We start from the raw sequence: 24,592 nt of genomic DNA, 5'->3' as shown, positions 1-24,592 counted from the left end.
AGAAAAAAGGGGGTCGCGCTATGCTCACTGAAATCAAAAAAATTATTTCACATGCAAAATCAGAAAGATTGGAAGAAAGAGATATTTTAATTTATACACTTCACAAGATTCAAGAAACAATAGAAGGTAACTACATACCAGAGGAAGCAGTAAAACTAGTAAGTGAAGAATTAAATATTCCCTTATCCAAAGTATATGAAGTTCTCACCTTCTATTCGATGTTTTCCATCAAAAAAAGAGGTAAGTATTTAATCAGAGTATGTACTAGTTTACCATGTCATGTTGCAAATGGAAGGGAAATAATCAAAACACTAAAAGAAGAATTAAAAATAGATTTTAATCAAACAACAGATGATGGGTTATTTACACTTGAAGAAACAAGCTGTTTAGGCCTTTGTGGTGTTTCTCCTGTCATAATGATAAACAACGAATACTATGGTGATCTCACCCCAAAAAAAGTAAGAGAAATAATAAATAAATTAAAAAGGGGTGAGAATATATGAAACCTATCACTATATTAATTTCTGTTGATAGTAACAGTGTATTATTGGGTGCAAAAGAGTTCTTAAAACTTTTAAAATCATTAGTAAAAGATTATAACTTTGACAATATTGTAGATATTCTTGAAACTGGTACACTTGGCAATTACAATGGTGTAACTATTGCAGTTATGCCAGATAATGTATTTTATTCTGCAAAAACAAAAGAAGATGTTGTAAAAATTTTTGAGGAGCACATTTTAAAAGGGAGAAAAGTCCTGGATCTTGAAATTAATCACAAAAATTTAATTACAAAAAAGGAATCATTAACAAAAGAAATAAGAATCGTAACAAGAAACATTGGAAAAATAGACCCTAAAAATATAGAAGAATATATAGCAAACAACGGATACTTTGCACTTGCAAAAGCTTTAGAAATGAAGCCAGAAAATATAATAGAGGAAATAAAAAAAAGTGGTCTTCGTGGTCGAGGCGGTGCAGGTTTTCCAACGGGTTTGAAATGGGAATTTACATTTAAAACAAATTCTGATCAAAAATATATAGTTTGTAACGCCGATGAGGGTGAGCCTGGAACGTACAAAGATAGGTTAATAATGGAAGGTGATCCACATAGTATAATTGAAGCAATGGTAATAGCAGGATATACCGTTGGGGCAACCAAAGGCTACATTTACATAAGAGGCGAATATTACGGTTCAGTTGAAAATATTAAAAAGGCTATCCATGATGCATATGAATATGGTTTTTTGGGCAAAAATATACTAAATAGTGGCTTTAACTTTGATCTATCAATAAGACTAGGTGCAGGTGCGTATATTTGTGGAGAAGAAACTGCTTTATTAGAATCTATTGAAGGACATGCTGGAAGACCTAGATTGAAACCTCCATATCCACCGCAAAGTGGTTTGTTTGGTAAACCAACAGTAATAAATAATGTTGAAACACTGGCAAATATACCACAAATAATATTAAACGGTGCAGATTGGTTCAGACAATTTGGTACTGAAAATTCACCAGGAACAAAAGTTTTCTGTTTTGCTGGGAACTTAAACAACAGAGGTATCGTTGAACTCCCCATGGGCATAACAGTCAAAGAACTGTTGGTATACGCAGGCGGTGTATCAGGTGAAAATCTTAAAATGGTTCAAACTGGTGGTATTGCAGGTACATTTATTGATGAAAGCAAATTTGATACACCATTAGACTATGATTCATTTGCAAAATATGGAGTAAGTTTAGGTTCTGGTGTAATCTTAGGTGTAAATGATACCCACTGCGTTATTGATATTGCAAAAAATGTAATGGAATTCTTTAGACATGAATCTTGTGGAAAATGTACACCTTGTAGAGAAGGAACAAAAATGGCAGTAAAAATTTTGGAAAAAATGGGACAATTTCAAGCAACTAAAACAGATCTTGATAACTTGATTGAAATTGCAAATACGGCAAGAGAAACAGCACTTTGTGGTCTTGGTCAAAGTTTCCCAGTACCTTTACTCTCATTGATTAATAATTTTAAAGATGAATTTTTAGACCATATTGAAAACAAACACTGTATAGCAAATATATGTAAAAGAGTCCCTAAAAAGAAAAAATCAAAAGTAAAATAATAAAAAATATGGCTCCAGATAATTGGAGCCATATTTCTACTATTAACTATTTAACACAAACCCATGAAAACAAACAAAAGGGCGCTTCCCCGCCCTTCTACTTATCTTCTATTCTTTTTTCCTCTTTTTTTGTCTAATCTCTTCCTATATTCTGAATGCTTTCTGTCACTATCTTTCATAAATTTAGCTAACTTCCTTTCAAAATCGCTATTTGACTTTTTCCCTTTTTCCTCATCATTTGAATTTGAAGAAGATTCTTTAAGTGTTAACTCCCATTTACCATCTCTTGTTTTTCCCAAAATCTTTCCTTCTACTTCTTGACCAACTTTCAAATAATCGTTCACAGACCTCACATACGTTGGCGCAATCTTTGAGATATGAATAAATGCCTTCTCACCATCTTCTAGTTCGACATTTGCTCCAAATTTTAGTATCTCTACTACTTTACCTTTTACTACTTGCCCAACTTCCATATACACAAAACCTCCCTATGGTTTAAAAAAATAATTTGGGAGCAATGCTCCCGGCAATTGCAATTATTTTAGATTATATTTTTTCTTAAACTTTTCAATTCTTCCTTCCGTGTCAACTATCATACCAGCAGCACCAGCACCCTTGTAAAATGGATGGCAACTAGAGCACACATCGATCCTTATATTTTCCTTTGCGCTATAAAACTTATGTTCAGCACCACACGCACATTTTACCGTAATCAATTTCATTTCCGGGTGAATTCCTTTTTTCAATTTTCTCACCTCTCCTAGATTTTCCTAATTTAATATCATCAATATTATACCATATAAATATTTAAAGTAAAGTCTAAGTGTTATCTTTAAGTAAAATTTTTATTAACATATTTTCAACTGCTCTTAATAAACTCTTTCTTGGAACAGAGTCAACACTTGCAATCATCTCAGTAGCTGCCTTGGGATCAACATCTTCTTTTATTACATTCTTATTTTTACCTTCAATAATTAACATCTCTATCTTCTTCAAAAATCCCTCGTACCTATCCTTTGCATTCACCCAATTATCTTGATCAAGTACCTTTGCTTTTTCCTTTCTCAACAATTCTGATATTTCTTTTTTACTAGTCAAAAAATCAATGTACCTTCTTAAAAAATTTTTTATTTTTGAAATATAAGTCGGTTCATCTTTGCTAACACCAAAAATCTCATTTTCCAATTCTTCAATGGAATTAACCCAAACTTCTTCAAAAAGCGCCTCCTTGCTGGGAAAGTAATAATAAATAAGAGATTTTCGCACCCCAGCAATTTGTGCTATTTCATCTATACTTACCGCATCATATCCTTTTTTGGAAAACGCTTCCTTTGCAGCTTTTAATATCAATTGTTTTGTATTTCTTTTAGACACATACTCACCTCATAATGTAAGGGGAGTACCCCCTTACAAAATTAAATCTCTAATTTTTTATCTACTTTCAAAGCTTCTTCTCTATTTGCATACCTTTTCATTCTCGTTTCATAATTGTAAATTCCTCTATTAACAGGATATCTCTCAACATAACCTTGTTCATACCAAAGTTTATCTGCATACTCTTTCCATTCTTCAGCTAATTTATCAATTTCTGGAGCAAGTTCTGTTACAACTCTTTCGGAACCCTCATGTTGTGGTATAGCATCAAAATGTTTAACCATTGCTCTAAATACTTTTGGATTATCAATAATTGGGCATGGTCTAAACAAATTATTTGAAAATGGAATCATTCTCTTGTACGCCTCAAAGAACGGAGATTTAAATATTTCAAGCAATGATTTTTCTCTGATACTATCCTTTGCAAATTGTTGGAAAACACATGGTTCAACATATCCTTTTGCATTTACATGGAAATATTTTGAACCAGAAGAGAGACAACCATGTGTTAAAAATCCGTGATTCCAGAAATCCGCAACAAATGCAAATCTTCCACTAAGTCTCATTTCATCTGTTTTGAAGAATCTTTCGTATCTTTGCTTTGGAGTTGGCACAAGATCCATAGTTGGATTCATCCCAACTGGCATAAATTGGAATACCCAAACATATTTAACCTCATTTTCTTCCAAGAAATCCCAAAATTCATCTTTCATAATTGTATCATGATTAACTTTTGTAGCAGTCACACTTGCTCCAAATGGAACGCCATATCTTCTCAATCTTTCCCAAGTATTTTGAATTGATTTGAATACCCCTTTTCCTCTTCTCCAATCAGTTTGTTCTTCAAATCCTTCAACAGAAATTGCAATAGTTGCATTACCAAGTTCTGCTAATCTCTTTGCTTTTTCTTCAGTAATTAATATACCATTTGAGTAAATCATGAAATAATGTTGATCAAATTCTTCCAAAATATCAAATAAATGTGGCCAATAGAAAGGCTCTCCACCTGTAATTATCCAAAAGTAAATCCCAAGTTCTTCTCCTTGTCTTAACACGCTCCTTACTTCATCTTTTGAAAGTTCGTATTTTCTTCCGTAAAGTCCTGCATAACAACCAATACATTGTAGATTACATGCATAAGTAGGGCTTATGACCCCTAATTTTGGTAAAACAACTTTTTCTTTCTCCATTATTTTTTGTCTCAAGGGCTCTCCTATTGCAAATTCATTTATAATAAGATTGTTAATAATCTTTTCGGTACACTTTGGACTTGACTTTTGGAAAATTTCAATCCACTTTTTTATCATAGGATGATCTTCTTGAGCCATTAATCCCAATTTTTTAAGCCCACTTTTTGCCGGTTCTTTACTTAATGCACCAACGGTGAATAACAATTTCGAAAAGGCTTTTGTATCTGCTTTTCTTACAAACGAATTAATCATCTTACCAGCTTGCCTATAAATCATACCCTTAATTCCACCTACAGCCATATTTCCACCTCCATTTTTTATTGACCGTTCAGTCAAATTTTACACCTATAATATTTCTTAAAAGTTTCGAAAATGTTACGTTTGAGTTCTACATCAAAATTTTGCAAAAAAATGACTATAATTATAGTCAGGGGTGTTATTTTGTTAAAAGACAAAAATTTGTATTATAATCTTGCAGAAGCAAAGGCAAAATTTTCAAAGGTTGTAGAAGAATCCACGAATAATAATGTAATAATAACAAAAAACGGAAAACCAGTCTCAGTAATCATAAACTATGAAAAATTTGAAAAATTATTGACTTTTTTAGAAAACATTTGGGAACTTTATTTATTAGAAGTTGGTGATCCTTCATTACATACCAAATTAAAACCTGAAGATATATTTGATGATAAATAGGAGGTGCCCGTATGGCTAAAGTTGAATTAGAACACGTATGGAAGATTTACGATGGTAAGGTCGAAGCAGTTAAAGATGCAACCTTTACAATCGAAGATAAAGAATTTGTTGTACTTCTTGGTCCATCTGGATGTGGAAAAACAACTACATTGAGAATGATAGCAGGTCTTGAGGAAATCACAAAAGGTACATTAAAAATCGCTGGAAAAGTTATGAACGATGTTGAACCAAAAGATAGAGACATTGCAATGGTTTTCCAAAATTACGCTTTGTATCCACACATGACAGTCTATGATAACATGGCGTTTGGTCTAAAACTTCGAAAGGTCCCAAAAGATGAAATTGAAAGAAGAGTTAGAGAAGCTGCCAAAATTTTAAGTATTGAAGAGTACCTTGATAGAAAGCCAAGACAACTTTCAGGTGGTCAAAGGCAAAGAGTAGCAGTTGGCAGGGCAATTGTTAGAAATCCAAAAGTATTCCTCTTTGATGAACCTTTATCAAACTTAGATGCAAAATTAAGAGTCCAAATGAGATCTGAATTAAAGAAATTACATCACAGATTAGAAGCTACAATAGTTTACGTAACCCACGATCAAATAGAAGCTATGACAATGGCGGACAAAATTATTGTTATGAAAGATGGAGTAATTCAACAAATTGGAACACCACATGAAATATACAATAAACCGGCAAACACATTTGTTGCAGGCTTTATTGGAAGTCCTGCAATGAATTTTATTGACGCAAAAATTATAAAGGAAAATGGTCTTTGGATTAAATCAAGTGGTTTAAAATTAAAAATTCCAGAACAAATTGCGGAAAAATTGGAAAAATATATTGACAGCGATGTTATCTTTGGTATAAGGCCTGAAAATATTTATGACAAAATGTTCGCCATGGCTCCAAAAGAAGGAGAAAACACGGCAAGAACGAAAGTAGATGTTGTTGAACCACTTGGAAGTGAAACAATACTACATCTTGTATCTGGAAATGACAAGTTTATAGCAATTGTTGATCCCAAAACTGAGGCAAAAGAAGAACAAGAGATCGACGTAGTATTTGATATGAATACCATGCACATATTCGATAAAGAAACAGGCAAAGCTATTATATAATAAAAGGCTCCACAAGGAGCCTTTTATTTTGCATAAGCTACACTTCTTTTCTCTCTAATAACTACCACTTTTAAAACACCGGGATATTGTAATTCCTCTTCAATTTTTATTGCAATATCATGGGATAGTTTATCTGCTAATGCATCATCAATTTTATCCGGTTGAACAATAACTCTGACTTCTCTTCCTGCTTGAATTGCATACGCATTCTCCACATATTTAAAACTCTTTGCTATTTCTTCAAGTTTGATGAGTCTTTTAATGTAATTTTCCACATCTTCTCTTCTTGCACCCGGACGTGCTGCTGATAGGGCATCTGCAGCAGCAACTATAACCGCTTCTGGTGTCATTGGTTCTTCTTCTCCATGATGTGCCATTACCATGTTTATTATTTCTCGGCTTTCACCATATCTTTTTAGAATTTCTGCACCAATTACTGTATGTGAACCCTCAACTTCGTGATCAAGAGCTTTTCCAATATCGTGTAATAGTCCTCCACGTTTTGCTTTTTCAACATTTACACCTAATTCAGATGCTATTAATCCCGCAATTAATGCCACTTCTATAGAATGATTCAAAACATTTTGACCGTAACTTGTTCTAAATTTCAATCTTCCAAGTAACTTAATAACTTCTGGATGTAAACCTCCAACACCTGTAACGAATGTTGCCTCTTGTCCTGCCTCTCTTATTACCTTCTCAACCTCAGATTTTGATTTTTCATACATTTCTTCTATTCTCGTTGGATGTATTCTACCATCAGCTACTAATTTTTCTATAGTTCTCCTTGCAATTTCCCTCCTTAAAGGATTAAAACAACTTACGGTAACCATCTCAGGGGTATCATCTATTATCAAGTCAACTCCAGTTACTTTTTCAAATGCCCTTATATTCCTACCTTCTCTACCAATTAACCTTCCCTTCATATCATCGTTTGGCAACATTATGGTACTTACCGTCACTTCACCTGCATATTCTGGCGCATACCTTTGAATAGCATCTGCTATTACCTTTTTAGCATACTTTTCAGAATCTTCTTCGTACCTTGATTTTATTTGAGAATAAACTTTTGCTATTTCATATTCATATTTTTCACGCGCCTCTTCCAAAACCATTTCTTTAGCTTGCTCAGGGGTTATACCAGCAAGTCTTTCAAATCTTTCAGTTAATTCTTTTTCTTTTTCAATTAGATCTTTTTGTTTTGCATCTAATTCCTTTCTCATCTCTTCAATATAACTTTCCTTTTTATCAAGGAGTTCTTCCCTTTTTGACAACATTTCTTCTCGTTTCATCAATCTATCTTCTAAATATCTAATTTCCTCTTCTCTTTCTTTCTTTTCTTTTTCCCACTCTTCCCTCATCCTGTGGAGTTCTTCTCTTGACTCAATAACGGCTTTCTTTTTGATTTCACTTGCTTCTTTTTCCGCATTTTTTATTATATGCTCTGCATCTTGCTTTGTAATCAAAAGTTGCTTTTCTATTTTTTTCTTTGCGATAACATATCCCGAAAATGCACCAATTAATAATCCTATTCCCGTTAGTATATATGTCAACATCTTATTCACCTCCAAATCCTCTTCTGTATAGGTATTCTTTTGCTTTTCTTTCGTCTAAATTCTTTGTTATTTCCGTTTTTATTTTCTCCACATCCACTTCCTCTAATACTCTACTCAATGCATCTTCAATTATAAACTCATCAACACCCAATTTTTGTAATTCCAATCTTATTAAAAATGGACCTTTCTTTTTTAACGTCAATGAATCATATGCATAAAGATACGCAAACTTTTCATCGTCTAAAAAACCTTTCTCTTTTAATTGTAAAACAACTTCTTCTATTTCACACGTTGAATATCCTTTTGACTTTAATCGAGTTTTAATTTCCATTTCAGAACGCGCTCTATATTTTAAAAGTCTCAGAGCATCACTTAGAGGATTCTTCTTCACTTGTTTCACCTTTCTTTAGTAAACCATGCTTTTCCCTTATTTTTTCCTCTATTTCATTCAACAATTCAGGATGGTTTAAAAGATATTCCAACGAATTGTTCTTTCCCTGACCTAAGGAGTGTTCTGTATCCAAAGAATCCACATATGAGAACCAACTTCCTCTTCTAGAAATTAATCCTTCATCAACCGCTAAATTAAACAATTCGTTTTCTCTCACAATTCCCCTTCCATATATAACATCGACAATTGCTTCTTTAAATGGTGGCGCAACCTTATTTTTTACAAATTTAATCCTAACTTGATTTCCTATATTCTCTTTCCCTTCTGTTATCTTTCCTATACTTCTAACTTCAAGTCTCATAGTAGCGTAAAATTTCAACGCAACACCACCTGTAGTCGTTTCAGGGTTCCCATACATAACACCAATTTTCATACGAGTTTGATTTATAAATATAACCACAGTTTTAGACTTGTTTATATTTCCAGCAAGCTTTCTTAAAGCTTGAGACATTAACCTTGCCTGAAGCCCCACCTGTACATCCCCCATTGCCCCTTCAATTTCAGCTCTAGGAACCAAAGCTGCAACAGAATCAATTACAATAAGATCCACAGCATTGCTTCTTACAAGTTCATCAACTATTTCAAGTGCCTGTTCTCCATAATCTGGTTGAGCAATAAGCAAATTTTCAACATTCACCCCTAAATTTTTTGCATAAACCGGATCAAGTGCATGCTCTGCATCGATAAAAGCAGCAATACCTCCAGTTTTTTGTGCCGAAGCTATTGCATGCAATGCTATTGTGGTTTTACCACTAGACTCTGGTCCATAAATTTCTATTATTCTTCCCCTTGGATACCCTCCAACACCTGAAGCAATATCAATTGCCACAGAACCACTTGATATAGTTTCAATATTTTGAACACTACTTTCTTCTCCTAAAAACATTATTGAACCTTTTCCATACGTCTTTTCAATTTTTCCAATGGCTTTTTTTAATACTTCTTTTTTTTGCTTATTATCATTCATTTCTGTCTAAACCTCCTTCAAATTTCACCCTATACAACCATTTGTATATTGGTCCAGTAGGTGTCAAAGTAGAAGAATAAATAGTTACTTTATCAACAGGAACAATCATCTTTGGAATGTCAATATCCTTGACAAGTTCCTCCCAGTTTTCTGGACTATACTTTAACCTTCCCAAAGTAACATGCGGTACAAAATTTCCCTTATCATCAAATGAAATGCGCATTTTCTTCATCTCTGAGCGCATTTCAAGATAAAGTGTTTGTAATATTTTATTTTGTTCCACCTTTAAGAAAAACACTCTAGGCAAATGTTTGAATCTAAAAAAGCCAAATTCAGTAACATTAAAAGAAAAACTGGGAAATCCAGCTAGCCTTTTGTGAAGTTTCTCTGATAATAACTCTACCTTTTCTTTATCGATATCTCCTAGAAAAAATAATGTAAGATGTAAATTCTCAGAAGAAACCCACGAAGCCTTAAACCCCATACGCTTTAACTTTGATATAACTTCCTCAGATACCTTTTTGACTTCATCAGTTATATCAAGTGCAACAAACGTTCGCAATTAAAATCACCCCTTCAAAACTCTAATATTTTGTCCAAGATACAAAATTCCAGAAGCAATGGTAAAAAATACTACTACATACGCCAAGATATCATCTACCATATAAACGTTATATCCTATACTTTTCAAAAATAGAACAACTATCCAAATCATTTGAGAAACAGTTTTTAACTTTCCAAAGTAATTTGCAGCAATTACTTGATTAGACACAAGAGCTGCCATTCTTACTGTAGTAACCAACGTATCCCTAAAAACTATAACTATGACTATCCAACTTGGAACTAAGTTAAGCTCTACAAAAGCTATCAAAATGCTCGTAATAAATATCTTATCACTCATTTGATCGAAAATTTTACCAAAGTTAGTTACCTGATTTAATTTTCTTGCAAAATATCCATCAAAATAGTCGCTAATAGCTGCAATTAGAAATAACGCAAATGCAAATAAAAAAAATCCCTTCAAAATCAAAAAAACTATAACAGCAGTTAAAAGTACCCTAGCCCAAGTAATAGTATTTGGAATATTCAAACTACCACTCCTCAATAAATTCTCCTTCTAAGTCATAGATGTCTGCAGAAGTAATCTTTACATTAAAAAACCCCTTTTTAAAATTCCCCTTAACAAATACACTACCGTCAATCTCTGGAGCATCCATATAGCTTCTTCCAACTAAAACTCCTGCTTCTTCTTCGTCAAATAATACTTTTAATACCTTTCCCACAAGTTTTTCGTTTTTTTCCAAAGAAATTTGAGCTTGAATATCCATTAATTCTTCCAATCTTTCTTCAGCCAATTTCCTTGGAACTTTTCCATCTAGTTTAAAGGAAGCTGCCTCTTCTTCATCTGAATACAAAAATGCACCTAATCTATCAAATTTTACCTCCTTTATAAACTCAAGCATTTTTTGAAACTCCTCATCTGTTTCACCTGGAAATCCCACAATTATACCTGTCCTCAAAACGGCATTGCTGTAAAAATTCCTAATTTTATTAATCAACAATAGGAGTTCTTCTACTTTTCTAGTTCTATTCATTAATCGTAGTATATTATTACTTGCATATTGAATAGGCATATCGAAATATTTTAAAACTTTTTCATAAGAAAAAGCTTCAATAATCTTATCTGTGATATGATCGGGATGCATATACATAACCCTAACCCAAAAATCTCCAGGTATATCGTTTATCCTTTTTAAAAGCTCAGGTAATTTTTGCTCTCCGTAAAGATCTATACCATATCCCGTTGTATCCTGTGCCACCAATATTACTTCTTTTATCCCAGAATCAACTAAAAACTTTACTTCATTCAACAAGTCCTCAATTTTTCTACTCTTAAAACTACCTTTGAATAACGGAATAGTACAAAAACTACACGCTCTATCACAACCATCTGAAATTTTCACATACGCATATTGTTTGTTATCAACTCGTCCATAAAAATTATAAACCGCATTTGGCATATCGGGGATAACACTTTTTTTACCTATATTTTCCGCAATCTTTTCCGGTTCTACAACACCAAACCATCCGTCAACTTCCGGTATTTCTTTTCTCAATTCCTTTCCAAATCTTTGTACTAAACAACCTGTTACAAAAACCTTTAAATTCCTTTCTTTCTTTAATTCCACATATGTTAATATCTCCTCAATAGATTCCTTTTTAGCATTCAAAATAAAACCACAAGTATCAACAATCACCGCATCTGCTTCACTTAAATTATCCACCACGTTATTTCCCATTTTTTTCAAATGAGCCTTTAATATTGCACAATCTGCTTCATTTTTTGGACATCCTAAAACATCCACATAAAAATTCATCATTTCACCTCAAAAACTTTTTTCTCTTTTCAAGATACATTAACCTTATTATTTCCAATTCTTTTTTGTATTCTTCTTCTTTATAATTCGGATATGTAAAATCGTAATCCTTCCACCTTCCATTAATGTACATCAATGTAGGTTCTGCATATATTCCTTTTCCAATGTATATTCTATGTGGCCACATTTTTGTAGTTGCCAGTACAAATTGCATATGGTGAATATAACCTGGATCAATATTAAATCTTCTATTTCCATTCACCGCAAATCCATTTTCAATATTATTAGTAATATTTTTTATATCTGCAAGTTGTGCAGGATGGATAAGTCTTTCAAAACTTATTAATATTCCACGTACACCTTCACCCATCTCTTTGTTATAATACAATGTATATTTTTCAAAATCTAAAATCTCGGATTTGTAATCAATAGGGCCAAAATATTCTATCAATCTATTCTTAACTTCCTCAAACCAATATTCAACTTGAGAAGAGAAAAAAAACATGACTAAGTTAACCATATCTACCTTTCTTATTTTTCCCATTTTATCACCACCTTAAAATTATCCATATTGATTAGCTTTTTCTCATTGTTGATTTTCAAAAGCAAAGCTTTTCCATTTACTACATGCTCTCCTATCCCAAGTGAAAATATCCTTCCAACTTTTCCATCAACAACAATCTCTTTTTGCGACCTTAAAGTCACTAAAGGAGCTTTATAAATTTCAATTAACAATTTTACAGAAATAAAAAATAACAAACCACTGATAAAAAGCAAAAAATAAATTACATATATATTTTTTAACCTTTTTAATGGAAATTCTCTTTGACTTTTCCCAAGTTCAAATAAAGTAGTGAGGTCTTCAGAAATATTAAAAAAAAACCTCAGTTTTTTTAAATCATCTTTGATAAATTCAGGCTCGCCAGAAAAGTCTCCTTCAAAATATCTTCGGAGATTTTCAATATCTATTTCCAGCTTTTCTGAAAGTTTTAATAACGAAACCTTAGAGGATGCTACCTCTTTTTTTAAAATATATGATATTTCCTTCCAGCCATCCATATTAATATTATACTCCATTTCTATCCGAATTTGCAATAAACAGTAAAGTAGGTAAAAGTGTCAAACTAAAAATTGAGCTTGTAATCATAGAAACCCACATTATTCCAACTAAATATTCATGTATTTTCAAAGGAGACAAGAGTAAAACCGAAAGACCTATTGCAAGTCCTAATGCGTTTGCCAAAATAGGTTTTGAAGTTACATCAAAAGATTTTTCAATGGCAAGTTTTTTATTCTTTAAAATTTTTAAATAGTAGTTATAACTCTCAATAAAGTGAATAGCATAGTCTATACCAACTCCAACCACAATACTTCCCATTGTTGCAGTAATTATACTCAATTTTATATTGAAGTAGCCCATGAACCCAAACATAACTAGCAAAGACAAGGAAATAGGCAAAATTGAAATAAAAGATTCCTTTAAGTTTTTTAATCTAATCAAGACAATCAAAAACACCAAAAGTACTGCAAGTAATAAAGACTTTATCTGTTGAGGGACTAATACCTCATTCATCTCTTTCATAATGTACGGAGTACCTGTTATCTTTACACTTGATGGAGCTTTTTTCTCTATATCAGTTAAAATTTCATTGTTAATTTCTTTTGGAAAAATCAAAATTCTCCCCGACAAGCTTTCCAAATTTATAAAATTATCGTAAATAGGTGGAATTAAATTTAAAAGTACTTTTACCTGAAAAATATTCTTTGGATAACCTTTTTGTCCTAGGACCTTCTCATTTATGTTTTTCATTATATCGTAAAACGAAACCGCCTTAACATTAGATAAACTCTTCTCAAAATTCAATATTTTATCTGCAAAATCCGGTAATAGCAAATCATTGGTTTTAAAATATCCATATACTGGTACGGAAACACCTGCAACTTTACTTACAACATCTACATTTTTTTTAACGGAAGTATATTCTTTATAAAGATCCAACATATAAAAATTATTATCTACAAAATACATACCTGGTAAAAACACTAATAATATAAATATTGTAAAAATCACAGACTTTTTACCTATAAAATTCTTAAACATTACTGATATTCTGCTTTTTTCCTTTTTAGGTGTTATATCACTCTTCAATAGTACAACAGGCAAAAAAAACCAAGTGGCAATGCCTGCAAAAGTAACACCAAGTGCACTAAATTTACCCATTTGAGCCAAAGATCGAGAATCTATTATTGCAAGTGACAAAAAACCAGCAACTGTTGTTATTGTAGTTAAAACCATTGCAACACCAGTACTTCTAAATGTCTCCCTTAAAGCAACAAATTTATCACTTTTCTCTTTGTTATCCATAAAATGAGAAACAAAATGTAATCCATCAGCACTTCCCATAATTATCGTGAAAATAGGTGCAAGTATTGTCAAAATCGAAATTTCTCTCACAGTCCAACCTATAAATCCAAGAGTCCACAATGCACCCATTCCTGCTGGAAAAACTGAAAATAAAGTAGGTTTTATTCCACCTAATCTCCATTTAAACACAATAAATATGGTTAAAATTGCGATAGGCGGAATAGTAAAGATAATTAACAATAAATAATCGTAAATTTTTTCTTGCAAATATGCACTACCTGCAAAATAATGCGGTATATTAATTACTTTATCTATCTCTGACACTACCTTTTTCTCTGGAAAAATATAAAACATAACATAGTACTTTCCATCCTTTTTCAAAACCGTATTAAGTTTTTCAAGAAAAGATCTAGCCAACTTAAAATTTTCTTCTGTTATATTTGAGATATTTACCTTTCTAAATCCCACAGGTATCTCTTTTGGAAGTGGGGAAACAACCTTCCCTATTCCATCAATTCCCTCCAATTTTTCATTTAACTCTCTAATTTCCTTTAATCCTTCTAGACTTAATGGATTAAAGTCAAATTCTACTAATAAATTTAGTTGGTTTTCAGATGAAAAATCTTTTTCCATCTCATTTAAAATTTTTTCATACTTTGAATTTTCCAATTTAAAAAGTGAAAAATCTGCTTTCAACTTTATCCTAAACAATCCAATAAAGAAAGTAACATTAATTATCATTAGAAATACCATTATCTTTTTTGCATATTTTTCGTAAAACAACTACCACACCTCCTTAATAAAATTCAACAATTCAACATCCACAACACCTCCAGTTTTAACAGCTCTATCTAAAAAATACAATTTTTTTATTATAGCCTCTATTTTGTCTAAACCATAAGTAATTAAGTGGTTTACTGGTTCAAATCTTTGATTTTTAAACTTAAATCCTACAAATCTTGCTATCTTTGAGCTTGAAACTTTCAACTCTCTTGAAATCTTTGAAATCTCGGGCCAACTAAAGCGTACCTTACCATTTGCATAAATAGCTAATTTGTATAATGAGATAAAATGATTAGACAAACTATAAACTATTATAGGAAATTCATAATCTTTTGTTATTTCTTTTACACATTTGAATACTTCCATCCTTTTCTCAGAAATCATGAAACAAAAATCATCCAACTTTGAAGTAGTATATTTGTGTATCAAATCTTTTGCCAATTCAATAGATAAATCTTTCCCAAAAACTTTTAACTTTTTTATCTCATTATAAATTGCATATTCATTAGGCCCTACATTTTCAAACAACAAATTAATTAGATCCTCATCATTTTTCAAACCTTCATCAACTAAAAATTTTGATATCAATTTCTTCCATTTTTCTTCTTCCCAAACATTTGGTAACTTAAATTCTTCAACTTTTAATCCCTTAATCTTATTCTGTGTCCTTAAAATCAAAAAATCTTTATCTGAAACATTCAACTCCAATATTTTTTTTCTTTCACTTGTTTTAAATTTATCAAAATCAATTATATCTACTATAACGTTCTCTGAAAATAATCCCAAATTTGACAATTTCTCAATTACTACAGATATATCATATCCTGGATATATTCTTATATATTCCGATTTAACACGCTCTTTTAAACTTTCGACGTACTTTTCTTTCATAAGATCTGAGTTTCCAAAAAGATTAATTATTGGCATGTGAATCACCTCTTACGTATTATATCACACAAAATTATAGTATAATTTGCCTAGGGGGAAAAATGAGAAAAAAACTATCAAAAATCTTAAAAGAGTTAAATTTGAAAACTTCTAAAAAACTTGTAGAAAGATTAGAAAAACAAATAAACGTAGAAAATTTAAGTGAAAACATGCTTAAAAAACTAGTAATAGACAACTTAACAATAGGAGAAACTTACTTTTTCAGAGATAGAAAAACTTTTGAGTTTTTAAAAAATGTCATGAAAAAAAAGAATTTTTGGAAAATCCTAAGTGTTGGTTGCTCAAAAGGAGAAGAAGTATACTCCTTGTCGTTTTTGATTGATGATTTAAACTTGAATGCAAAAATAATAGGTATAGATATAAATTCCGATAGAATTAAAGAAGCAAAAAATGGAAAATACAAATTTTGGAGTGTACGATTTCTTACTAACACAGAAATAAGAAAATATTTTAACGTAGTAGGCAATACATTTTATGTAAAAGAAAAGTATAAAAAATATGTCGAATTTTACAATAAAAATATAATGGAAATTTTGAATGATAAATTTGATATAATATTTATAAGAAGAGTCCTAATATATATACCTGAGCAAAAAAGAATGGCTAAGAAACTTTTTGAACTAACAAAGGAAAATGGATATGTAGTTTTAGGTCAAGGTGAATATCATCCTGCGTTATACGATTTTTTCACCCCTATAGATGTTCCATACATATTGAAAAAAACAAAAAAAATAAAAGAAAAATATGTTCCAAAAATTTCCGAAAAAGAACTTGATTTTGAAGATGAAATTCACCTAGTTGAAAATTACATTGAAAACGAGGAATATGAAAAAGCTTACAGAATAATAAAGGGTCTATCTAAAAAAATTCCTCTATCCTACATAGTATTCAAATATAAAACTTTCTTAGAAATAAAACTTAATAAGATAAATGATGCTAAAAAATCCTATAAAGTGGCAGTACTTTTAAATCAGAATAACGATGATGAAATATGGCAGTTAAAATATCTCCTTAAGGAGTGAAGCTTATGTTTTTTTTATGTGAAATAGAAGATACAAACAAAATATACAAAATAGCTCTTCCAAAGGAAAAAATTACAGGAATAAGTTCAAAGCTAATAAAAACACCCGATAATGTAAGTTTTTGTTTGTTTGCTAACAAGCTTTATCCCGTATACTCTCATAAAAATCTCAAAAAACCTAGACTTAAATTTTTTCTCGTTTTTGAAAAATTCGCCTTTGGTATAACAAGAATAATAAAAGAAACAAATTACTCCCCTAAAAAAATAGAAAATAACGATATCTACACAGGTGTGATATTTGATAAAGATGAATATTTTATATACAATATTGAAAAAATATCTGTTCCACACCAAATAAGGGACTCCACTCAAAACAATAAAAAAAAGCTCAGCAAAGATAAAAAAGAATATCTAATATTAGATGAAAAATTTGCTATTTATAAAAAAAATGTAGTTACAATACTTCAAAGTAAAGAAGTTATAAAATTTCCCGTAGATAAGTATATTGGATTTATAGAACACAAAAAAATAATCCCAGTAAAAAAGATAACAGACGGCAAACACGTAGTCGTCACAAACCATAATGCATATCAATGCAACAAAATAAGACTTATAAATGGAAAAGTTTTCGAAAGTAACGATATGAAAATCTTAAAATGTGACTTTGGTAATCTGCAAATATTGGAGTGATATTATGGATTTTACAGAAATATTTCTGTCGGAACTTTCAGAAAAATCTAAAGAAGCAAAAGAACTTATTTCAAAAATAAAAGAAGAAAACGAAAAAAGCTATATAAAAGATCTGTATAGAATCTTTCACACTTTAAAGGGATCAGCAAGTCTTGTTGAAATGAAAAATTTTTCAAAGCTTTTCCATAAGATAGAAAGTTATTTTAAAGAAAAATCGGAAAATGAAGAGATACCCGATAATACATTTTTGGGCAACGTCATAACTATAATCTCCAACATTTCAAATAAAAAAGAAGATTTAACGGAAAGCGAACTTTCAAAATTTTCGGATATACTTGATGGAAAAATTTCTGTAGAAGAAGATTTAATAATTTCAGAAAAAGACATATTTGAAATTTCCGAAATCAGTGAGTTTATATCACAAATCTTGGAAATAGAAAATACTATTATAAGAAGTGATTTAAAAAACGCTCTAAACCAAATTAAAAGTTTGAAGAAGCACATGATAGAAATACTTGAGAGTATTCTATTTGTAGACTTAGAAAGCGTTTTGAATGACTTCAAAGAACTTGTACAAAAAGAAGCAAAAAGATATGGAAAAAAAATAAATGTAAAACTAAACGTAAAAGGCGTAAAAATTGAAAAAAAAGATGTAAAAGATATAATAAACATACTAGTACACCTTGCAAGAAACGCCGTTGCACATGGAATTGAAACACCTGAAGAAAGGAAAAAAATCGGCAAAAATGAAGTAGGAAATATAGAAATAAAAGCATATATAAAACAAAATAAAATATTTATTGAGATTTCAGACGATGGCAGGGGAATTGACTATAATAAAATAGAAGAAAAAATAAAAAAATTAAATTTAGATGTTTCACCTCAAGAAGCCATATTTCTACCAGGCTTTAGTTCAAAAGATGAAGCGGATGAACTTTCCGGTAGAGGTATAGGTTTAGATATGGTTAAAAATTTTTCTACTCTAAGAGGTGGAGACGTTAAAGTTGAAAGTGAAAAAAATAAAGGCACTAAATTTACTATTTTCTTTGAAATAAAGAATTTCATTACAAAAGTACTCATACTAAAAGACGAGGATATGGTATTTTCAATAGAAACTTCAGATATTATCCAGCTTTCAAAGTATGAAGAAGTAATAGATGGTAAAATACTATTAAGCAATAAAGTATATGATGTAATATATAATTCAAAAAAGCCAAAATTTGTGGTTATAACCCAAAATGACAAAGCATTAGTTGTAGAAAATATAATTGGTATCTTTGATGGAAAGTTTGTTCCAGAAGATCTTTCATACATAAAAGGATTTGTAAAAAATATTTTTCCATACCCCATCCCTGTAATAGATATAAAAAAATTCAATAAACACGTAAAAACATTTCAAAATCACAAAAAGATACTGATTATAGACGATTCTGTTATTACAAGAAAAATTATCTCTAACTTTCTTGAAAAATCCAAATTCAAGACTGAAACCGCAAAAGATGGAATTGAAGGGTTAAAAAAACTTGAAAACAAAGATTTTGATCTTGTCATATCAGATGTTGAAATGCCTAATTTAGATGGTTTTGAACTTACAAAAAAAATTAAAAAAACAAAAAAAAATATTCCTGTAATACTCTTAAGTACTCTTACAAAGAATAACTTATCAAAAGCACTTGAATCTGGGGCAGATGCATTTATTTCAAAAGACGAATCTCCACAAAAAATTGTAAATACAATCAATAAATTATTGGGTGATGCAAATGAATAAGATTATAATAGTCGGTTCTGCAGGTAGTCCTAATAATGCAGTTGAGCTAGTTAATATAAATAAAAAATTAAGTGTACCAGTTATAATAAATATTCATTTTACCGGAAAATTCATGGAAAGCTTTGCAGAACATATAAAAAATAATACGCATCAAAACGTAATGATTGTGAATAATATTACAGAATTATCACAGGGAATTTTTTTACCAGATGGAGGAAAAAGTTTGATATTTATATCCAAAGACAAAGTTAAAAGCGTTGAAGATAAATCTACCATTACACATCCTTCGATAAATACATTATTTAGATCTTTAATAAAATATGCAAGTTCAAACTTTCTTATTTTTGTTTTAAGTGGTTTGGGAAATGACGGACAACAATACATAGAACAACTCCAAAATAAAAACGTCAAATTTTTTATACAAAAAGATGCCAATTTTAATTATTTACCAAATAGTTATATAAGAAAGAATAAGAACTTCACATTACTAACACTTGAAAAAATGAAAAGTATAATAGTTTCACTCAACAATGATAAAAAGTAATTATTTATTTCAGGAGGGATATATATGAAAAATTTTTCCAAACTTTCATTAGCGCTTAGCATATGTTTTTTGGTAATTGTTTGGCTATTGGCAACTACCTTTGTTATTCCTTTTTTCTCTAGAGCGCTTAAGGAAACCGCCGTTTCTCAATTTGAAGATAAAATAAATATAATTGCTAAGACAAAAGCATATGATGTAATATTCAAACAAGATACACTGGAGTATTATTACCTAATATCTAAAGATGGTATATCTTTAAATCATAATGATAAATCAAAAATTGGAAAAGATTTTTCAAAATTTCTCCCAAACTTCTTCAAGTATATGCAAGAAAAAAAGGAAGGCACATACGAATATACATTTGAAAACAAAAAAAAGATCGCAGCTTTTTCATTCGATGGAGAAAATTTTATAGTAGCAGCTGTTAACGAAGATGATCTATTTCCAATGATAAAAAAATTCAAAAAGCTATTTTATACTGTTATACTTCCGTTGATATCCATAATTAGCATAACTTTGGGATATATATTTGGTATATTTATAAACAAAAAAAGCCAAGAAAACTTCGAAAAAGTTAACAATCTCTTCAAAGATATACTTGAAAATATTGTCTTAACTTCATCTTCGACAGCTGAAATAAAATCAATGGCCGAAAATACAGAAAATGCCATGAATGAACTTGACAAATCTGTAGAAGATTTTGCCGCATTTATTGAAGAAACAACTGCCGAAATCGAAACATCTACAGAAAAAGTCAAAGATTTCACAGCACAAATGAAAGAAATAATTGAATCCAGTGCTAAACTTGCAAATTTAACAGATGTTCTAGGAAATCTAACGGAAAAAATAACGGATATTTCAGATACCATTACTGTTCTTGCAATAAATGCATCAATTGAAACAAGCAGAGAAAATATCGATAGAGAAGGACTTTCCAGGATTGCAGAGATGATAATGGAACTTTCAAATAGCACGAGAGAACTTGCCAAAAATTCCAAAGAATCACTCTCAAATATCGAAAAAATTATAACATCAAACATTTTAATTTCAGAAAAAGCCTCAAAAGAAATACTGGAAGTAAATGAATCACTTAACGCTATAAGCGAAATAAATAATTCCACAATAAATAATATCGATAAAATTATCAAAGTTTCTAAAACTACCCGCGAAGCAACTGAAGAATTATATGCAGGTCTTGAGCAAGTTGAAGATGCTATAGATAAGGTTAGAAATAAAATCCAAGAATTTGAAAAACATTTTATAGAACTCAAAAGAGGAGGGTAAAATGCTAAAAAGATGTACATTATGCCCAAGAAAATGCATGATAAATAGATATGAAAAACGGGGAATTTGTGGAACAGACTTCAAAATTAAGATCGCAAATATATTGCTTCACAAAGGTGAAGAACCACCTATTTCCGGAAAAAACGGGGCGGGAATTGTATTTTTTTCAGGCTGTCCAATGAAATGTGTATACTGTCAGAATATGGGTTTTTCACAAAAAGGTATTGGTAAAGAAATATCAATTGAAAAACTTTCAGATGCATTCTTAAAGCTACAAGAAAGTGGTGCACATACATTGGATCTAGTTACAGCAACTCAATATGTACCACAAATAATAGAAGCATTGAATATCGCAAAATCAAAAGGATTCAAATTACCAGTTGTGTATAATACATCAAGTTATGAAAATGTAGAAACTTTAAAGATGCTTGAAGGTTATGTAGATATATACCTTGCCGACATTCGATATACAAACTCTATGTATGGTAAAATTTACTCAAAAGTTGACAATTATTGGGAAATTGCGCAAGTTGCAATAAAAGAAATGTACAGGCAAGTAGGTCCTTTTATTAAAGATAAAGGACTTATAATTAGAATACTTGTACTACCAAACAATGTATCTGGACACTTCAAAGCCTTAAGATTTGTATTGGAACTTGATCCAAGAATACCTGTTTCTCTAATGTCACAGTACATTCCACATTTTGGAGCAAAAAACGATCCACTTATTGGCAGAAAAATTACAAAATCAGAATACACAGAAGCAGTGGAATACATGGAACTTCTAGGATTAAAAGGATGGATACAAACTGATGAAAAAGAAAAATTAACTACTAAGGCGGTGAATTTTAAGTGGTAATAGTAAATCCTTCTGGAACTTTACCCATATCTGTTACAAAATCCTGTCCTATAAACTGTAAACATTGTGGAGGAGTTTATATTAAAAGTATGACACACATAGATGATATGGAAAGATACACAAAACGATATAAATCATTTCTAATAAGTGGTGGAATGATGTTTGATGGTACCATACCCTTTAAAGGTTATATCAAAAAATTAAAAGATCTAAAAGAAAAGTATAATTTAATTTACAATTTTCACATAGGCTTTCCCAAAAATCCTCCATTTGAAATAGACGAAATCGCGGATGTCATAAGTTTCGATTTTTTCTCAGATAAAGATGTAATGAAAGATATATACAAGCTCTCTAGATCCCCAGAAGAAATACTAAACTCTGTTTTACCATTAAAGGCACAAAAGATACCACATATAACAATCGGGATTTTCTGTGGGAAAATAACTCATGAAATAAAAAGTTTGGAAATGTTAAAAGAATATTTCGATTCTATAGTATTAAACATATTCATTCCAACGAAAAAAACCGAATTTGAAAACTGTAAGCCACCTGCTATAAATGATGTAAAAATGGTTTTTGATATGGCACAAAAACATTTTAAAACCGTCGTGCTTGGATGCATGCATCCACATGGAAAATATAGAGAAGTACTTTTAAACAACATCTCTCCTGATATTTTTGTAAATTCTGCAAGCAAAATCTATGACTATAAAGGATGTTGCTCACTTTACCTTGCAAAGGAGGCCACAAAATGAAAATCATAGGTGTTGATCTTGGTGGAACATATGTGAAAATCGGATTAGTAGATACAAAATCAGGAAAAATTTTAAAAAAATCATCAATAGAAACCAAAGTACATCTTGGCGGAGAAACCGTAGTCAAAAGGATTGCAGATGCAATTTTGGAATTATCAAATGGTGATTTTCACGCTGTTGGAATTGGTTCTCCTGGTTCAATTGATAAAGATAATGGAATTGTGAGGTTTTCACCAAACTTCCCAGATTGGCATAACTTTGAGCTTGGACCAGAACTTTCAAAATTATTAAATAAAAAAGTCTACATAGAAAATGATGCAAATTCTTTTGTCTTAGGTGAAAAATGGTTTGGAGCTGGAAAAGGAAAAAAACACATTGTGGCATTAACACTTGGAACGGGTGTAGGAGGAGGAGTTATATCTCACAACAAATTAATTACTGGAAATAACGGTATCGGCACAGAATTAGGACATGTAATAATAAATCCAAACGGTCCTTTATGTGGTTGTGGCAACTATGGTTGTCTTGAAGCCTATGCATCAGCTACTGCGATAGTAAGAATGGCACAGGAACGGAAAAAGAAATACCCAGATTCACTGATATTTAAAGATAACGAAATTACCGCTAAATCCATATTTGATTTAGCAAAACAAAATGACAGATTGGCTAATATGATTAAAGATGAAGTTGTAGAAGCACTTGCAATAGGTATTACAAGTTTCATCCACATATTCAACCCGGAAGTTATAATTATCGGAGGCGGTGTATCAAGAGCAGGAGATATTCTCTTTAATCCACTTAAGAAAAGGGTAGATGAACTTGTAATGCCTTCTTTTAAAAACACATATGAAATTATTCAAAGTCCTTTAGTCGAAAATGCTGGTATATTGGGGGCTGCTTCCATTGTTTTACAAAGAGAAAGTTGATATTGTATGTATAGGAAAAACAAATCTAGATATACTTTACTACGTAGACTCTATTAAATTAGAAAACAACAACATTTCAAATTTTACCGTTCTTTCCACAGGCGGAAAAGCTACAAATGTTGCAGTAAATTTATCAAAACTCGGTCTAAAGGTAAGGCTTATCTCATGTATTGGAAATGATATCTTTGGAAAATTCATTAAAAATTCACTTGAAAATATATTACTATTTACTCCAAAAATTGCAAACACATCTACTGCTGTTACCAGTATAATAATAGATAAAAATGGAAATAACACAATATTTCACAACCTTGGAGCAAATAAATTTTTATCAGAAGACCAAATTCCGGAAAAAATGGAACTTTCATTTATCCAAACAGGTATTCCAGAAAACACCCTTATTAGAGCACTTAAAAATTCAAAAATTTCATTTGTAGAACTTTCAGAAACTAGCCAATTTGAAATTATTAAAAAATTCAAACCTGAAATGGTATCTTTGAATCTTCAAGAAATACAACAAATATCAAAAAAACAAACTCTAAAAGACAATATACAACATCTTTTAAAATACACAAATAACGTTATCTTAAAGATGGGAAAAGATGGTGTTTTATACGCTAACAAAAAGCAAATGATACAAAAAAAGGCAAAAAAAGTAAAAGTAGTAAACACCACAGGCGCTGGAGACGCTGTTTCTGCAGCTTATTTGTATGGATATATAAAAAAATGGGACATCGAAAAAATATTGAACTTTTCCATATCATTTGCAGCAAAAAAAATCCAAAGTCATAAATCTACTATTTAAAGGAGGG

General features: G+C 30.8%; 27 protein-coding genes. 13 read left to right on the top strand and 14 right to left on the bottom strand.

The annotated features are described in order from the left end of the window. The first annotated feature begins 20 nt into the window (after nucleotides 1-20). Nucleotides 21-503: an NAD(P)H-dependent oxidoreductase subunit E gene (locus tag XO08_RS06515; protein ID WP_075666205.1), complete on the top strand. Its 483-nt coding sequence runs from the start codon at nucleotides 21-23 to the stop codon at nucleotides 501-503. Beyond that, nucleotides 500-2,110, top strand: coding sequence for an NADH-quinone oxidoreductase subunit NuoF (gene nuoF, locus XO08_RS06510; RefSeq protein ID WP_075666204.1), 1,611 nt, complete (start codon nucleotides 500-502; stop codon nucleotides 2,108-2,110). Before XO08_RS06515 ends, nuoF begins: the two co-directional genes overlap by 4 nt. Nucleotides 2,111-2,211: 101 nt before the next feature. Here nuoF and XO08_RS06505 read toward each other — a convergent pair whose 3' ends face one another. The 4 genes from XO08_RS06505 to XO08_RS06490 all read right to left on the bottom strand — a co-directional run bounded on the left by XO08_RS06505 (nucleotide 2,212) and on the right by XO08_RS06490 (nucleotide 4,974). Further along, nucleotides 2,212-2,583 (bottom strand): S1 RNA-binding domain-containing protein, encoded by a 372-nt coding sequence (locus tag XO08_RS06505; RefSeq protein ID WP_075666203.1) that lies wholly within the window; start codon nucleotides 2,581-2,583, stop codon nucleotides 2,212-2,214. A 63-nt stretch (nucleotides 2,584-2,646) separates the two neighbouring features. Then, entirely contained in the window at nucleotides 2,647-2,856 is a 210-nt protein-coding gene (gene rpmE / locus XO08_RS06500) for a 50S ribosomal protein L31 (RefSeq protein WP_075666202.1), read from the bottom strand. Between the two features lie 73 nt (nucleotides 2,857-2,929). After that, nucleotides 2,930-3,484, bottom strand: coding sequence for a TetR/AcrR family transcriptional regulator (locus XO08_RS06495; protein ID WP_075666201.1), 555 nt, complete (start codon nucleotides 3,482-3,484; stop codon nucleotides 2,930-2,932). 41 nt (nucleotides 3,485-3,525) lie between these two features. After that, nucleotides 3,526-4,974 carry a radical SAM protein gene (locus tag XO08_RS06490; protein WP_075666200.1) on the bottom strand — a complete coding sequence of 483 codons (1,449 nt, stop codon included), beginning with the start codon at nucleotides 4,972-4,974 and terminating at the stop codon, nucleotides 3,526-3,528. Between the two features lie 141 nt (nucleotides 4,975-5,115). Between XO08_RS06490 and XO08_RS06485 the strand changes: the two genes are divergently transcribed. Continuing rightward, entirely contained in the window at nucleotides 5,116-5,370 is a 255-nt protein-coding gene (locus XO08_RS06485; RefSeq protein WP_232218172.1) for a type II toxin-antitoxin system Phd/YefM family antitoxin, read from the top strand. A gap of 11 nt (nucleotides 5,371-5,381) precedes the next feature. Further along, the gene (locus tag XO08_RS06480; RefSeq protein ID WP_077287715.1) at nucleotides 5,382-6,485 is read left to right on the top strand and encodes an ABC transporter ATP-binding protein; all 1,104 of its coding nucleotides are present in this window, start codon (nucleotides 5,382-5,384) and stop codon (nucleotides 6,483-6,485) included. Nucleotides 6,486-6,508: 23 nt separating this feature from the next. Here the strand turns inward: XO08_RS06480 and rny are convergent, their stop codons facing one another. Genes rny through XO08_RS06430 form a run of 10 tightly spaced genes read right to left on the bottom strand, consistent with a single transcriptional unit; the run spans nucleotide 6,509 to nucleotide 15,912 of the window. Then, entirely contained in the window at nucleotides 6,509-8,041 is a 1,533-nt protein-coding gene (gene rny, locus XO08_RS06475; RefSeq protein WP_075666197.1) for a ribonuclease Y, read from the bottom strand. Between the two features lies 1 nt (nucleotide 8,042). Then, nucleotides 8,043-8,432: a regulatory protein RecX gene (locus tag XO08_RS06470; protein WP_075666196.1), complete on the bottom strand. Its 390-nt coding sequence runs from the start codon at nucleotides 8,430-8,432 to the stop codon at nucleotides 8,043-8,045. Next, a complete protein-coding gene (gene recA, locus XO08_RS06465) occupies nucleotides 8,410-9,459 on the bottom strand; it encodes a recombinase RecA (RefSeq protein ID WP_075666195.1) in 1,050 nt (349 codons plus the stop codon). Before recA ends, XO08_RS06470 begins: the two co-directional genes overlap by 23 nt. Beyond that, entirely contained in the window at nucleotides 9,452-10,021 is a 570-nt protein-coding gene (thpR, locus tag XO08_RS06460) for an RNA 2',3'-cyclic phosphodiesterase (protein ID WP_075666194.1), read from the bottom strand. The genes recA and thpR overlap by 8 nt, the downstream gene beginning before the upstream one ends. Nucleotides 10,022-10,027: 6 nt before the next feature. Next, nucleotides 10,028-10,549 (bottom strand): CDP-diacylglycerol--glycerol-3-phosphate 3-phosphatidyltransferase, encoded by a 522-nt coding sequence (gene pgsA, locus XO08_RS06455; RefSeq protein ID WP_075666193.1) that lies wholly within the window; start codon nucleotides 10,547-10,549, stop codon nucleotides 10,028-10,030. 1 nt (nucleotide 10,550) lies between these two features. Beyond that, entirely contained in the window at nucleotides 10,551-11,837 is a 1,287-nt protein-coding gene (gene rimO / locus XO08_RS06450; RefSeq protein WP_075666192.1) for a 30S ribosomal protein S12 methylthiotransferase RimO, read from the bottom strand. 4 nt (nucleotides 11,838-11,841) lie between these two features. Next, complete coding sequence (locus XO08_RS06445) at nucleotides 11,842-12,381, bottom strand: DUF4416 family protein (protein ID WP_075666191.1); 540 nt, start codon at nucleotides 12,379-12,381, stop codon at nucleotides 11,842-11,844. Continuing rightward, a complete protein-coding gene (locus XO08_RS06440) occupies nucleotides 12,369-12,896 on the bottom strand; it encodes a hypothetical protein (protein WP_075666190.1) in 528 nt (175 codons plus the stop codon). The genes XO08_RS06445 and XO08_RS06440 overlap by 13 nt, the downstream gene beginning before the upstream one ends. A 7-nt stretch (nucleotides 12,897-12,903) precedes the next feature. Next, a complete protein-coding gene (locus XO08_RS06435; RefSeq protein ID WP_233120238.1) occupies nucleotides 12,904-14,985 on the bottom strand; it encodes an RND family transporter in 2,082 nt (693 codons plus the stop codon). After that, complete coding sequence (locus XO08_RS06430) at nucleotides 14,986-15,912, bottom strand: DNA polymerase III subunit delta (RefSeq protein WP_077287713.1); 927 nt, start codon at nucleotides 15,910-15,912, stop codon at nucleotides 14,986-14,988. It lies immediately after the preceding gene. A gap of 62 nt (nucleotides 15,913-15,974) precedes the next feature. Between XO08_RS06430 and XO08_RS06425 the strand changes: the two genes are divergently transcribed. From XO08_RS06425 to XO08_RS06385, 9 genes are read left to right on the top strand one after another with little or no spacing between them, the layout of a single operon-like run. Next, nucleotides 15,975-16,955, top strand: a complete 981-nt coding sequence (locus XO08_RS06425; RefSeq protein ID WP_077287711.1) for a CheR family methyltransferase — start codon at nucleotides 15,975-15,977, stop codon at nucleotides 16,953-16,955. A gap of 5 nt (nucleotides 16,956-16,960) precedes the next feature. Next, on the top strand, nucleotides 16,961-17,644 hold the full coding sequence (locus XO08_RS06420; protein ID WP_077287709.1) for a hypothetical protein: 684 nt from the start codon (nucleotides 16,961-16,963) through the stop codon (nucleotides 17,642-17,644). A 4-nt stretch (nucleotides 17,645-17,648) separates the two neighbouring features. Beyond that, nucleotides 17,649-19,412 carry a response regulator gene (locus XO08_RS06415; protein ID WP_077287707.1) on the top strand — a complete coding sequence of 588 codons (1,764 nt, stop codon included), beginning with the start codon at nucleotides 17,649-17,651 and terminating at the stop codon, nucleotides 19,410-19,412. Beyond that, nucleotides 19,405-19,956, top strand: coding sequence for a chemotaxis protein CheB (locus XO08_RS06410; protein ID WP_158074254.1), 552 nt, complete (start codon nucleotides 19,405-19,407; stop codon nucleotides 19,954-19,956). The genes XO08_RS06415 and XO08_RS06410 overlap by 8 nt, the downstream gene beginning before the upstream one ends. A gap of 24 nt (nucleotides 19,957-19,980) precedes the next feature. Continuing rightward, nucleotides 19,981-21,240 carry a chemotaxis protein gene (locus XO08_RS06405; RefSeq protein ID WP_077287703.1) on the top strand — a complete coding sequence of 420 codons (1,260 nt, stop codon included), beginning with the start codon at nucleotides 19,981-19,983 and terminating at the stop codon, nucleotides 21,238-21,240. A 1-nt stretch (nucleotide 21,241) separates the two neighbouring features. Beyond that, entirely contained in the window at nucleotides 21,242-22,099 is an 858-nt protein-coding gene (locus XO08_RS06400; protein WP_077287701.1) for a radical SAM protein, read from the top strand. Next, complete coding sequence (locus tag XO08_RS06395) at nucleotides 22,093-22,854, top strand: radical SAM protein (protein WP_075666182.1); 762 nt, start codon at nucleotides 22,093-22,095, stop codon at nucleotides 22,852-22,854. The genes XO08_RS06400 and XO08_RS06395 overlap by 7 nt, the downstream gene beginning before the upstream one ends. Next, nucleotides 22,851-23,780: an ROK family protein gene (locus tag XO08_RS06390; RefSeq protein WP_075666181.1), complete on the top strand. Its 930-nt coding sequence runs from the start codon at nucleotides 22,851-22,853 to the stop codon at nucleotides 23,778-23,780. The genes XO08_RS06395 and XO08_RS06390 overlap by 4 nt, the downstream gene beginning before the upstream one ends. Continuing rightward, the gene (locus tag XO08_RS06385) at nucleotides 23,758-24,585 is read left to right on the top strand and encodes a carbohydrate kinase family protein (RefSeq protein ID WP_075666180.1); all 828 of its coding nucleotides are present in this window, start codon (nucleotides 23,758-23,760) and stop codon (nucleotides 24,583-24,585) included. The genes XO08_RS06390 and XO08_RS06385 overlap by 23 nt, the downstream gene beginning before the upstream one ends. The last annotated feature ends 7 nt before the right edge of the window (nucleotides 24,586-24,592 follow it).

Source organism: Thermosipho sp. 1074, from assembly GCF_001999655.1.
GTDB classification, from domain to species: domain Bacteria; phylum Thermotogota; class Thermotogae; order Thermotogales; family Fervidobacteriaceae; genus Thermosipho; species Thermosipho affectus.
This window is presented reverse-complemented; position numbering and strand designations above follow the sequence as displayed.